The organism is Variovorax sp. EBFNA2 (assembly GCF_033802765.1).
GTDB lineage: Bacteria > Pseudomonadota > Gammaproteobacteria > Burkholderiales > Burkholderiaceae_C > Variovorax > Variovorax paradoxus_H.
Genome location: NZ_CP138496.1, coordinates 4,981,014 through 4,993,529, shown reverse-complemented (window position 1 = coordinate 4,993,529; position 12,516 = coordinate 4,981,014). Strand labels below are relative to the sequence as shown.

The 12,516-nt window shown below is 68.6% G+C and carries 12 protein-coding genes; 9 read left to right on the top strand and 3 right to left on the bottom strand.

The window, feature by feature from the left end:
* The first annotated feature begins 7 nt into the window (after positions 1 to 7).
* The 9 genes from RZE79_RS23560 to RZE79_RS23520 all read left to right on the top strand — a co-directional run bounded on the left by RZE79_RS23560 (position 8) and on the right by RZE79_RS23520 (position 8,680).
* On the top strand, positions 8 to 469 hold the full coding sequence (locus tag RZE79_RS23560; protein WP_319357073.1) for a metallophosphoesterase family protein: 462 nt from the start codon (positions 8 to 10) through the stop codon (positions 467 to 469).
* A 121-nt stretch (positions 470 to 590) separates the two neighbouring features.
* Positions 591 to 1,427, top strand: coding sequence for an iron uptake transporter permease EfeU (gene efeU / locus RZE79_RS23555; RefSeq protein ID WP_099795612.1), 837 nt, complete (start codon positions 591 to 593; stop codon positions 1,425 to 1,427).
* 12 nt (positions 1,428 to 1,439) lie between these two features.
* Positions 1,440 to 2,621, top strand: a complete 1,182-nt coding sequence (efeO, locus tag RZE79_RS23550) for an iron uptake system protein EfeO (RefSeq protein ID WP_319357072.1) — start codon at positions 1,440 to 1,442, stop codon at positions 2,619 to 2,621.
* A gap of 22 nt (positions 2,622 to 2,643) precedes the next feature.
* Positions 2,644 to 3,957 carry an iron uptake transporter deferrochelatase/peroxidase subunit gene (gene efeB / locus RZE79_RS23545; RefSeq protein WP_319357071.1) on the top strand — a complete coding sequence of 438 codons (1,314 nt, stop codon included), beginning with the start codon at positions 2,644 to 2,646 and terminating at the stop codon, positions 3,955 to 3,957.
* A gap of 47 nt (positions 3,958 to 4,004) precedes the next feature.
* Positions 4,005 to 4,841 (top strand): iron uptake system protein EfeO, encoded by an 837-nt coding sequence (gene efeO / locus RZE79_RS23540; protein ID WP_319357070.1) that lies wholly within the window; start codon positions 4,005 to 4,007, stop codon positions 4,839 to 4,841.
* A gap of 141 nt (positions 4,842 to 4,982) precedes the next feature.
* Positions 4,983 to 5,282, top strand: a complete 300-nt coding sequence (locus RZE79_RS23535; RefSeq protein WP_070062301.1) for a FeoA family protein — start codon at positions 4,983 to 4,985, stop codon at positions 5,280 to 5,282.
* Entirely contained in the window at positions 5,275 to 7,170 is a 1,896-nt protein-coding gene (locus tag RZE79_RS23530) for a ferrous iron transporter B (protein ID WP_319357069.1), read from the top strand. The genes RZE79_RS23535 and RZE79_RS23530 overlap by 8 nt, the downstream gene beginning before the upstream one ends.
* Positions 7,171 to 7,205: 35 nt before the next feature.
* Entirely contained in the window at positions 7,206 to 7,490 is a 285-nt protein-coding gene (locus RZE79_RS23525) for a DUF6587 family protein (RefSeq protein WP_153282519.1), read from the top strand.
* A 5-nt stretch (positions 7,491 to 7,495) separates the two neighbouring features.
* A complete protein-coding gene (locus RZE79_RS23520) occupies positions 7,496 to 8,680 on the top strand; it encodes an FAD-dependent monooxygenase (RefSeq protein WP_319357068.1) in 1,185 nt (394 codons plus the stop codon).
* Between the two features lie 269 nt (positions 8,681 to 8,949).
* Here RZE79_RS23520 and RZE79_RS23515 read toward each other — a convergent pair whose 3' ends face one another.
* The 3 genes from RZE79_RS23515 to kynU all read right to left on the bottom strand — a co-directional run bounded on the left by RZE79_RS23515 (position 8,950) and on the right by kynU (position 12,512).
* The gene (locus RZE79_RS23515; RefSeq protein WP_319357067.1) at positions 8,950 to 10,203 is read right to left on the bottom strand and encodes an SMI1/KNR4 family protein; all 1,254 of its coding nucleotides are present in this window, start codon (positions 10,201 to 10,203) and stop codon (positions 8,950 to 8,952) included.
* A 93-nt stretch (positions 10,204 to 10,296) separates the two neighbouring features.
* The gene (gene kynA, locus RZE79_RS23510) at positions 10,297 to 11,154 is read right to left on the bottom strand and encodes a tryptophan 2,3-dioxygenase (protein ID WP_319357066.1); all 858 of its coding nucleotides are present in this window, start codon (positions 11,152 to 11,154) and stop codon (positions 10,297 to 10,299) included.
* Positions 11,151 to 12,512, bottom strand: a complete 1,362-nt coding sequence (gene kynU, locus RZE79_RS23505; RefSeq protein WP_319357065.1) for a kynureninase — start codon at positions 12,510 to 12,512, stop codon at positions 11,151 to 11,153. Before kynU ends, kynA begins: the two co-directional genes overlap by 4 nt.
* Between the last annotated feature and the right edge of the window lie 4 nt (positions 12,513 to 12,516).

Sequence of the window (12,516 nt, the reverse complement as noted above, 5' to 3'; positions counted from 1 at the left end):
GTCGGGCTTGATCCGCGTCGGGCTCATCTCCGACACCCACGGCCTGCTGCGCCCGCAGGCCGTGGCGGCCTTGCAAGGCTGCGACTTCATCGTGCATGGCGGGGATATCGGCGACGCCGGCATCCTCGACACACTCGCCGCGATCGCGCCGCTGACGGTGGTGCGCGGCAACAACGACCGCGAGGCGTGGGCCGAGGCCATTCCGGAGACGGCATTCCTGAAGGTCGGCGACGTGTATGTCTACGCGATCCACGACCTTTCTCAGATCGACATCGACCCCGCCGGTGCCGGCGTGCGTGTCGTGGTCTCCGGGCACTCGCACCAACCGAAGGTCGAGGAGCGCGGCGGCGTGCTCTACGTCAACCCGGGCAGCGCCGGCCCACGCCGATTCAAGCTGCCTATCGCCGGGGCCGAGCTGATCGTCGACGGCGACACGGTCAGCGCGCGCATCGTCGAACTGCCCCTGTGAGCGGGGCGGGGTCGAATACCCCTAATTGAGAATAAATCTTATTTGATGGGGTATCCTCGGGCCGTTCTTTGAAAAATGCACCACATCGGGGCATTTTCAAAGGACATTCTTCTGCTCCGAAATGCTCATTCCCTTTCTCATCATGCTGCGCGAAGGCATCGAAGCCGCGCTGATCGTCGGCATCGTTGCCAGTTACCTGAAACAAAGCGGTCGCGGCGTGCTGATGCCCGCGGTGTGGGTCGGCGTGCTGCTGGCCACTGCGCTGTCGCTGTTTGCCGGCGCCGGCCTGCAACTGCTGGCGGCCGAGTTTCCGCAGAAGCAGCAGGAGCTGTTCGAAGGCGTGGTGGGGCTCATCGCCGTGGTCATGCTGACCACGATGGTGTTCTGGATGCGCAAGGCGGCCCGCTCCATCAAGGGCGAGCTGCACGCATCCATCGACAAGGCGCTGGCGCAGCATGCCGACGGGCAGGGCTGGGCGCTCATCGGCATGGTGTTTCTCGCGGTCGCGCGCGAGGGGCTGGAGTCGGTCTTCTTCCTGCTGGCCGTGTTCCAGCAGAGCACCGGCTGGGAAGCACCCGTGGGCGCGCTCGCGGGCATCGCCGTGTCGGTGGTGGTCGGCTGGGGCATCTATTCGGGCGGCGTGCGGCTCGATCTGCGCCGCTTCTTCCGCTTCACGGGCCTGTTCATCCTGCTGGTCGCAGCCGGGTTGCTGGCCGGCGTGCTGCGCAAGCTGCACGAGGCCGGCGTATGGAACCAGCTGCAGACCGTGGTGTTCGACATGAGCGAAACCCTGCCGATGGACAGCCCCGTGGGCGCCGTGCTGTCGGGCCTGCTGGGCTACCAGGCCGCGCCCGTGGTGGGCGAGGTGATCGTCTACCTGGCCTTCCTGGCTGTGGCCCTGTTCTTCTTCCTGCGCCCGGCGGCTGCCGCGGCGCCGCGCACGGCGACCGCCGGCTGATCTCTTTCCCCGATGTCTTCTTCCTCTTCTTCTTCGTCATCGACGCTCATGCGCGTCGCCGTGGGCGCCTCGGCGCTGCTGGTCGTCGCCGGCCTCGCGGCCTTCTGGTACGCCTCGAACCAGGCGCGCAAGGCGCCGCCCAAGGCGACCGACCATGCGGTCACCGTCACCATTCGCGGCAACGCCTGCGACCCGAACGACATCACCGTGCCTGCGGGCCGCACGACCTTCACCATCGTCAACCAGTCGAACCGCGCGCTCGAGTGGGAAATTCTCGACGGCGTGATGGTGGTCGAAGAGCGCGAGAACATCGCGCCCGGCTTCTCGCAGACCATGACGGTCAAGCTCTCGCCGGGCGATTTCGCCATCACCTGCGGCCTGCTGAGCAACCCGCGCGGCAAGCTGCATGTCACGCCGTCGGCGGCCTCGCTGGCCGAAGAGGCGCGGCCCTCGCTCGTCAACTACGTGGGCGCGCTGGCCGAGTACCAGGTGTTTCTGCGGCTGGAGGCTGCCACGCTCGACGATGCGGTGCGCGCGCTGGCCCATGCCGTCAAGGCCGGCGACCTGGCGCAGGCGCGTGCGCTCTACGCGCCGGCCCACCAGGCCTACAAGCGCATCGAGCCGATGGCCGAGCTGTTCGCCGACCTCGACGCGCGCATCAACGCCCGCGCCGACTACTTCGAGAAGCGCGAGGCCGACCCGGGCTTCAGCGGCTTCCATCGCATCGAGTACGCGCTGTACGCGCAGGGTGACGCGAAGGCGCTGGCGTCCGTTCTCGACCAGCTGCTGGCCGACACCGAGACGCTGCAGACGCGCCTGCGCGCGTTGAGCGTGCCGCCCGAGCGGCTCGCGAGCGCCGCCTCGAAGCTGCTGCGCCGCGTGGCCGACAACCTGCCGGCCGGCGGCGAAGACCACTACGGCCACGCCGAGCTGGTGAACCTGCAGGGCAGCTACGAAGGCACCAAGAAGATCGCCGACCTGCTGCAGCCGCTGCTCGTGAAGGCCGCGCCCGCGCAGCAGAAGGCGGTGGACGAGCGCTTCGCCGCCTTCGACGCCGCATTGGCGCCGTACCGCGCGGGCGAAGGCTTCAAGCCTGCGCCGCTGGACGAGGCGCAGCGCCAGGCGCTGGCCGTGCCCGTGCGCGCGCTGGCCGAGGAACTGGGCAAGGTGAACGCCGCGCTCGGGTTGGAATGAGTTGAGAGAGAACGACGATCCCATGGAACCGACGAAGAAGAACGACGTCCCCGTCGCGGGACATCCCGCCTCGCCGCACCGCCGCCGCATGCTCGGCGCCGCGGGCGTGGCCTTTGCCGGGCTCGCGGCCGCCGCGCGCGCCGGCGCGGCCATGCCGGGCCCGCCCGACAGCGGTGCGCAGGTCACCGACGCGCCGCAGAGCACCCACACGCAAGACCGCGTGCCCTTCCGCGGCAAGCACCAGGCGGGCGTCGTCACGCCGCGCCCCACGGCCGGCATGATCGCCTCGTTCTACGTGCTGGCCGAGCACCGCGCCGACCTGGAGCGGCTGATGCGCACGCTCACCGAGCGCATCGCCTTTCTCACGCAGGGCGGCCCGCAGACCGACCCCGACCCCAAGCTGCCGCCCGCGGGCTCCGGCATCCTCGGCCCGGTGGTGCAGCCCGACGGGCTCACCGTGACCGTGTCGGTCGGCGCGTCGCTGTTCGACGAGCGCTTCGGCCTCGTCAAGAAAAAGCCGCTGCGCCTGAACCCGATGCAGCGCCATCCGAACGACGCGCTCGACGCCGCGCTGTGCCACGGCGACCTGTCGATCCAGTTCTGCGCCAACACGCCCGACACCAACATCCACGCGCTGCGCGACATCATCAAGAACACGCCCGACCTGCTGGTGCTGCACTGGAAGCAGGAAGGCTCCGTGCCGCCGATTCCGGCCGTGGCGGGCCAGCCCGCGGAGAGCGCGCGCAACTTCCTTGGTTTTCGCGACGGCTCGGCCAACCCCGACTCGGCGGACGACACGCTCATGAACAAGCACGTCTGGGTGCAGCCGAACGGCGACGAGCCCGCGTGGGCCGTGGGCGGCAGCTACCAGGCGGTGCGGATCATCCGCAACTTCGTCGAGCGCTGGGACCGCACGCCGCTGCAGGAGCAGGAGGCCATCATGGGCCGCCTCAAGCCCAGCGGTGCGCCGCTGGACGGCGGCAAGACCGAGCACGACGTGCCCGACTACACGAAAGACCCTGAAGGCAAGGCGACGCCGATGGACGCGCACATCCGCCTGGCGAACCCGCGCACCAAGGCCTCGGACGCCAACCTGATGCTGCGCCGGCCTTTCAACTATTCGAACGGCGTCACCAAGTCGGGCCAGCTCGAAATGGGCCTGCTGTTCATCTGCTACCAGGCCGACCTCGAGAAGGGCTTTGTCGCCGTGCAGACCCGCTTGGACGGCGAGCCGCTCGAGGAATACATCAAGCCCATCGGCGGCGGCTTCTTCTTCACGCTGCCCGGCGTGCAGGGCGCCGACGACTGGCTCGGGCGCAGCCTGCTGGCCGCCTGATCTCTCACTCACTTTTCATCACCACCGCATCGCACCCAAGGAGATCCATGACCGTGCTGTTCCGCCGCCGCTTCCTCGCCGCTTTCGTCGCAGGCTTTGCCGGCCTTCATGCCGTGGGCGCGCAGGCCGCCGTGTCGCCGCTCGAGCTGGTCGGTCCGATCTCGGACTACAAGCTCTACGTGACGCAGAACGTGCGCAAGCTGGCCGCCGACGTGCGCGTGTTCACCGCCGCCGTGAAGGCCGGCGACATCGAGAAGGCCAAGAAGCTCTACGCGCCCACGCGCACCAGCTACGAACGCGTGGAGCCGGTGGCGGAGCTGTTCACCGACCTCGACCAGTCGATCGACTCGCGCGCGGACGACCACGAGAAGGCCGAGAAAGACCCGGCCTTCATCGGCTTCCACCGCATCGAGTACGGCCTGTGGACGCTCAAGAGCACCAAGGACCTGAACCCCGTGGCCGACAAGCTGCTGGCCGACGTGCTCGAGCTGCAGAAGCGCCTGGGCGCGCTGACCTTCCCGCCCGAGAAGGTCGTGGGCGGCGCCGCCGTGCTGATGGAAGAAGTGGCCGCCACCAAGATCTCCGGCGAGGAAAACCGCTACAGCCACACCGACCTGTGGGACTTCCAGTCGAACTTCGAGGGCGCCTACAAGATCGTCGAGCTGCTGCGCCCGCTGGTCGTGAAGCAGGACAAGCCGTTCGCCGAGAAGGCCGACGCCAACTTCAAGGTGGTGTTCGACACGCTGGCCAAGTACCGCACGGCCGATGGCGGCTTCGAAACCTATGCGAAGCTCACCGAGCGCGACCGCAAGATGCTGGCTGGGCGGGTGAATACGCTGGCCGAAGACCTGTCGAAACTGCGCGGGATGCTCGGATTGAACTGAGTCCGGCCCAGAGGGAGGCACTCATTTCCGCCTGACCCACCACTTTTTGGGGTTGGTCAGGTTTTCGCGAGTGAGAATTGCTAGCATCTGGCTTTTGCTTACTGGCGTGCCCCGGTGTTTCTGGGGGGCGCAACCCCCACCGTGCGAAACAACGACCTCGGCGCAGCGCCGACCACCACCGCGCTGAGCCTCGACCAGCTTCCGTCCCATCAGTGGGCCACCGTGCTCGACGTGGCCCGTCCCGACAGCGCGGACGACCGCGAGCTGGTGCTGCGCCTGACCGAAATCGGCTTCGTGCCGGGCGAGGCCGTGCGCATCGTCGCCACCGGCACCCCGGGCCGGGAGCCGCTGGCCGTGCGCCTTGGCCACACCACCTTCGCACTCCGCCGCCACGAGGCCGCGCTGATCCACGTCACGCCGGGGGCTGCGAACCATGGTTGAAGCCGTCATCCAGGGGCCGGGCCGCCTCGGCGCCACCGCACAGCCCGGGCGCATCGCGCTGCTGGGCAACCCGAACTGCGGCAAGACCGCGCTCTTCAACCTGCTGACCGGCAGCCGCCAGAAGGTGGCCAACTACGCCGGCGTGACCGTCGAGCGCAAGGAAGGCACGCTGCGCACGCCGACCGGCCGCCGCGTGTTCGTGCTCGACCTGCCGGGCGCCTACAGCCTGAACGCACTGAGCGCCGACGAGGCCGTCACGCGCGACATCGTCACCGGCCAAAGCAAAGAGGACCTGCCCGACCTGCTCGTGTGCGTGACCGACGCCACCAACCTGCGCCTGAACCTGCGCCTGGTGCTCGAAGCGCGCCAGCTGGGCCTGCCGATGGTGGTGGCGCTCAACATGACCGACATGGCCAAGAAGCAGGGCATCACGGTCGACACGGCCGTGCTCTCGCGCGAACTCGGCGTGCCGGTGATCGAGACCGTGGGCGTCCACAGCGGCGGTGCGAAGCATCTGCTCGCAGCCCTCGACCAGCCCGTGGCCGCCGCTGCGCCGCAGCCCTGGAAGGCGCCGGGCCTGGACGACGTGCTCGCCACGCAGCGCGAGGTGCGCCGCATCCTCGGCCTGGCCGTGAAGGAGCCCGTGGGCAGCCTGGACACCAGCGACCGCATCGACCGCGTCGTGATGCACCCGGTGTGGGGCATGCTGGTGCTGGCCGTCACCATGTTCCTGATGTTCCAGGCCGTGTTCAGCTGGGCCAACGTGCCGATGGACGCGATCAAGGCGGCCACCGAAGGGCTGGGCAACGTCATCAAGACGCACATGCCCGAAGGCATGCTGCAGAGCCTGCTGGTCGACGGTGTCATTGCCGGTGTGGGCGGCGTGATCGTGTTCCTGCCGCAGATCCTGATCCTGTTCCTGTTCATCCTGGCACTGGAAGATTCCGGCTACCTGCCGCGCGCGGCCTTCCTGCTCGACCGCATGATGGGCACCGTCGGCCTGTCGGGCCGTTCGTTCATTCCGCTGCTGTCGAGCTTTGCCTGCGCCATTCCGGGCGTGATGGCCACGCGAACCATCAGCAACTGGCGCGACCGCATCACGACCATCATGATCGCGCCGCTCATGACCTGTTCGGCGCGGCTGCCGGTGTATGCGCTGTTGATCGCGGCTTTCATTCCGGCGCGCACCGTGGGCGGCATCTTCAACCTGCAGGGCGTGGTGCTGTTCGCGCTGTATGTGTTCGGCATCGTCTCGGCGATGGCCGTGGCCTGGGTCATGAAGCGTTTCCGCGACAGCACGCGGCACTCGCCGCTGTTGATGGAACTGCCGGCCTACCGCTGGCCCAGCCCTCGAAACCTGGTCGTGGGACTCTACGAACGCGCATGGATCTTCCTTCAGCGCGTGGGCACGATCATCCTCACGCTCACGATCCTGCTGTGGTTCCTGTCGACCTTCCCGTCGCCGCCCGAAGGCGCGACCGGCCCCGCCATTCAGTACAGCCTGGCCGGCATGATCGGCCGCGGGCTGGAGCACATCTTTGCGCCCATCGGTTTCAACTGGCAGATTTCGATCGCGCTGGTGCCGGGCATGGCCGCACGCGAAGTCGCGGTGGGCGCGCTGGGCACGGTGTACGCGCTCTCGGCCACTGGCGACGACGTGGCCACCGCGCTGGAGCCGCTCATCGCCGGCAGCTGGTCGCTCGCGACCGCGCTGTCGCTGCTGGTCTGGTATGTGTTCGCGCCGCAGTGCATCTCGACGCTCGCGGCCGTCAAGCGCGAAACCGGCTCGTGGAAATACGTGTGGATCATGGCGGGCTACTTATTCGCCCTGGCATACGTGGCATGCTTCTTGACCTATCGCATTGCACTCGCTTTCGGAGCGGGGTAAAACCACAGGGACACAGGGAAAAGGTTGAAGAAGACATGACACAGCAACTGATCGTCGGATTGATCGTCGCGGCCGCCGCGCTCTACGCGGTCTGGCGCTGGATGCCCGCCGGCTGGCGCCGCGGTGCCGCGCGCAAGCTCGCGGCCGGCACGCAGCGCGCGGGCCTCATCGATCAGACCCGCGCCGATCAGCTCGCCGCTTCGCTGGCCAAGACCTCGGGCTGCGGCTCGTGCGACAGCTGCGGCAGCTGTGCCCCCAAGAAACCCGCCGGCGCCGAGCCGGCCGACAGCCACAGCCCCACGCCGAGCACCGGACGCTGAGTCCGATGCCCGCGCACATCCTCGTCGCAGGCGGCGGGATCGGAGGGCTGGCCACGGCGCTGGCGCTGTCCCGCGCCCACCACCGCGCCGACGTTTTCGAACAGGCCGCCGACTTCGGCGAAATTGGCGCCGGCGTGCAGCTCGGCCCTAACGCCACCCGCCGCCTTCACCAACTCGACCTCGGCCGCGGCCTCGCGGCCATCGCGGCGCGCCCCGATGCGCTCGTGGTCCACAGCGCCGGCAGCGGCGCCGAACTGGCGCGCATGCCGCTGGGCGACGCCATGCAACAACGCTACGGCGCGCCGTACTGCTGCGTGCACCGCGCCGACCTTCACACGCTGCTGCTCGATGCCGTGCGCGCACAGGGCACGGGCTCGCTGGTGACGGCCGCGCGCATCCGCCAGGTCGAGACCAGCGACGACCTCGTCTGCGTCTCGAGCACCGACGCGCGCGCGTGGGAGGGCGAGGCGCTGGTGGGCGCCGACGGCCTGTGGAGCCTGGTGCGCGCGCAGCTCGAATCCGAATCCGCCGAAGCGCCGCCGCGCGTGACCGGCCACACGGCGTGGCGTGCGTTGGTGCGCCAGGCCGACCTGCCTGCGGCGCTGCGTCGTTCGCGCGTCGATGTGTGGCTCGGGCCGCGTTTGCACGCGGTCGCGTACCCGGTGCGTGCGGGCGATGCGCTCAACGTCGTGGTGATTGCCGAATCTGCACCGGCTGGCGATGCGCGCGATTGGGACCAAGCCAGCAGCCTTGCGGCGCTGAAGAGTGCCATGGGTCGCAGCTGTGCGAGCCTTCAGTCGTTGCTCGATGCGATGCCGAGTTGGCGTGCGTGGACGCTGAGCGATCGCGCGCCCGTCGCCGGTCCTGGCGACATGGCGCATGAGCGCGTGGCGCTGGTGGGCGATGCGGCGCATCCGATGGTGCCGTACCTCGCGCAAGGTGCTGGCATGGCGATCGAAGATGCGGTCGCATTGGCGCACGCTTTGGGCGATACCTCTGCGTTGGGTGTGCCGGCTGCGTTCGCACGCTATGCCGAAGCGCGCTGGGAGCGCAACGCGCAAGTGCAGGCGCGTGCGCGGCGCAACGGCGAGATCTTTCATGCCACGGGTGCGGTGCGCTTTGGGCGCGACATGGCGATGCGGGTGTTGGGCTCCCGGTTGCTCGATCAGCCCTGGCTGTACGGCGGTTGATTCAGGGCGCGTGCCCAGGCCACCGGGTACTTCCCTCCGCGAATGTCCCCCGCTTCGCTCCTCCTTGATTTCGCTGCGGGAAGCACCCAGTGTCCTGAGCACGCCGGGCGCTGTCGTTGTGCTGATCGATCAACGGCGGCTCTGAACGCGCTCACGTCGATGGGGTGCCTTGCGCAGCGAAACCAAGGGGGAGCGGCGGAAGCCCGAAGGGCGGAGGACATTCGCGGAGCAAGGCTCCCCGTCGGCGGGAGCGTCGCCCTGAAAAAACGTCAGAGCCGAAAAGTCTGCAGATGCTCGATGCGCTCCGCCAGACCTTCCTGCCCCAGGTAATGCCCCTGCGTCCCATCGCGCATCTGCGCGAGCGTGGTTTCCAGCTCGACCAACATCGCGTCCCGATCGGCCACGAAGGCCGGCGGCACGTCGATGCCGATCTGCGTGCAGGCGTCGGCGATCAGGTGCGCGCTGGCGGGCGCACCGCAGGCCGCGCATTTCACGATGGCGGCGACGGTCGGTTCGGCGCCGTTGTCCAGCAGGGCGCGCGTGAGCTCGGGAGATATCTGGCCGTCGATGTTGCGCAGCACGTCGGATGCCACCGGCGCGCCTGCACGCACCAGCGCTGCCGCGGCGGCGAAGGCGCTGTGTCCCACCGCCACGTCGGTGGCGAGTGCACTGCCTTCATGCGGGCCTTCGAAGTTCAGGCCCGCGGCGGCGAGGTCGGCGACCAGCGCGGCGTCGTCGGCGGCGATCGCGTGGCGCAGCGCCGCGCGTGCGAGGGCGGGGTGATGGCGCAGCGTTCCGTCGGCGAGCGGCGTGCGCCAGTCGACGATGGCGCGGCAATAGAAGGTGACCAGCTTGTCCATCAGGTCGAGGTCGAGCCCGTAGCCTTCGTGGCGGTCGTCGAGGTAGGCGAGCAGCGCTTGCCCTGAGAAGTAGTCGCCCGTCGGCGCCAGCGGGTCTTCGTCGAGATGCAGCGCCGCGAAGGCGCCGTGCAGGTCGGCGGCGACGGGGCTCAATCCGTCTTCGTGCAGCGCGTGGGTCCAGGCCGGCGGCAGGCCTTGCTTCCACGCGATGATCTGGCCGTGCGTGGCGCCGGGCTCGACCACCGCGTAGATGCGGTCGCAGTACTCGAAGCCACCGAAGGGCAGGTGCGTGAGCTTGCCGCTCCAGGGCGTGCCGCTGTCTTCGGCCGCTTCCTCGGCGAGTTCCTGTTCGTGTTCGATCCAGCCCTGCAGGTCGCGGTAGCCATCGCTGCCGTCCCAGAACAATTCTGACCAGCTGACGCTTTCGACGTTGCCGTTCATCGGCAGCGCCAGGTCGTAGTCGAGACGCCCGCCCGCGGTGTGCTGCCACAGCGCGACCAGCGCTTCGGGCAGCGGGCCGGCGCACAGCGCCTGCACGGCATCGATCTGCTGCTGCGGCATCGGCGGCTGCGCGTCGAAGATCACGCGATCGGCGAAGAGCACGACGCCGTGTTCGCGCAGGGTGGAGAGCTCTTCGGCAGAGAACGAGGTGTCGTTGTTCATGGCAGCAGCCTCCGTGTTCTCCAAAATGTAGCGCTTTGCGCCGATGGAGCAACCCTCGTTCGCCCGGGGCCGCTGCGAGCCCCGCATGTCGCACTACAAGTCGGTGCGCAGCTTCCAGATTTCGGGGAACAACACCACGTCGAGCATCTTGCGCAGGTAGCTCACGCCGCCCGTGCCGCCGGTGCCGCGCTTGAAGCCGATCACGCGTTCGACGGTGGTCACGTGGCGGAAGCGCCAGAGGCGGAAGGCGTCTTCGAGGTCGGTGAGTTTTTCGCCGAGCTGGTACAGGTCCCAGTGGTCGTGCGGATTGCGATAGACCGTGAGCCAGGCCGCTTCGACGCCGTCGCTCGATTCATAGGGCTGGGTCCAGTCGCGCTCGAGCCGTTCGGCGGGCACGGGCAGGCCGTGGCGTGCGAGCAGGCGCAGCGATTCGTCGTACAGCGAGGGCGCGCGGTAGGCGGCATCGACCTGCGCGAGCAGGTCGGCGCGGTGCGCGTGCGGCTTGAGCATGGCGGCGTTCTTGTTGCCGAGCAGGAACTCGATGCAGCGGTACTGCGCACTCTGAAAACCGCTGGAGTTGGCGAGGTAGGGGCGCATGGCCGTGTACTCGGGCGGCGTCATGGTCGAGAGCACGGTCCATGCGCTCACCAGCTGTTCCATGATGCGGCTCACGCGCGCGAGCATCTTGAAGGCGTCGGGCAGCCGCTCTTGCGCGATGCAGCGCACGGCGGCGTGCAGCTCGTGCAGCATGAGCTTCATCCAGAGCTCGCTGGTCTGGTGCTGCACGATGAACAGCATCTCGTCGTGCGCGGGCGACAGCGGATGTTGTGCATTCAGGATGTCGTCGAGATGCAGGTAGTCGCCGTAGCTCATCGACGCGCTGAAATCCAGCTGCGCCTTCTCTTCGTGGACGATCGTCTCGGGGGTCTTGTTGTCGTGGTCGGTGCTCATGTCACTGCGTTCTTGCGGTTGAATTCAGCGCGTCGCCACTCGCCGGTTTCGAGCACCTGCACGAGGTGTTCGACCGAGTGCCACACATCCTCGAAGCCGACATACAGCGGCGTGAAGCCGAAGCGCAGGATGTCGGGCATCTGCGAATCGCCAGCGCGGTAGTCGCCGATCACGCCGCGCGCGATCAGCGCCTGCACGATGGCGTAGGCGCCTTCTTCGCGGCTGAGGCACACCTGCGAGCCGCGTTGCGCATGGTCGCGCGGCGTGACGAGCGAGAGGCCTTGTCCTGCGCAGCGTTCTTCGACCAGGCGGATGAACAGGTCGGTGAGCGCGAGCGACTTGGTGCGCAGCGCGGCCATCGCACCGCCGGTGCCGTTGAAGGCTTCGGCGGCGAGCACGGTGTCCAGGCCGCATTCGAGGCCGGCCAGCGCGATGACGGGTTGCGTGCCGCACAGGTAGCGGCCGACGCCGGGCGCAGGGCGGTAGTGCGGCGTGAACTCGAAGGGCGCCGCATGGCCCCACCAGCCGGACAGCGGTTGCTCGAACTGGCCTGCGTGCTTGGTGTTGACCCAGGCGAAGGCCGGCGCGCCGGGGCCGCCGTTGAGGTACTTGTAGCCGCAGCCGATCGCGTAGTCGGCGTCGCTGTCGTTGAGCGCGACGGGCACGGCGCCTGCGCTGTGCGCCAGGTCCCACACGGTGAGCGCGCCCACCGCGTGCGCGGCGGCGGTGACGGCCTTCATGTCGTGCATGGCGCCGGTGCGGTAGTTGACGTGCGTGAGCATCAGCACGGCGACCTCGTCGGTCAGCGCAGTGGCCAGTTCGCTCGCGTCGATCAGCTTCAGCGTGAAGCCGCGTTCGCGGCACAGCGATTCGGCGATGTACAGGTCGGTCGGGAAGTTGCTGCGCTCGCTGACCACCAGCTTGCGGCGGGACTGTGAGCCCCCAGGACTCGGCACGCCGAGTCCGTCCCCCGAGGGGGGCGAGGAAGCTTGGGAGCGGCCCGGCGCTTCCTCGGCCTTCTGCTGCGAGAGCGCCGCGAACAGCACCTTGTAGAGATTGACGGACGTGCTGTCGGTGCACACCACCTCGCCGGGCGCGGCGCCGATCAGGCGGGCCACCTTGTCGCCCAGGCGCTGCGGCAGGTCGAACCAGCTCGCGGTGTTCCAGGAGCGGATCAGGCCTTCGCCCCATTCCTTGGCGACCACTTCGGCGATGCGCGCGGGCGCGGCCTTGGGCAGCACGCCGAGCGAGTTGCCGTCGAGGTAGAGCACGCCTTCGGGCAGGGTGAATTGGTCGCGCAGGGTGCGCAGCGGGTCTTGCGCGTCGAGGGCGCGGCAGTCGGCAAGGGTCGTCGTCATGGAA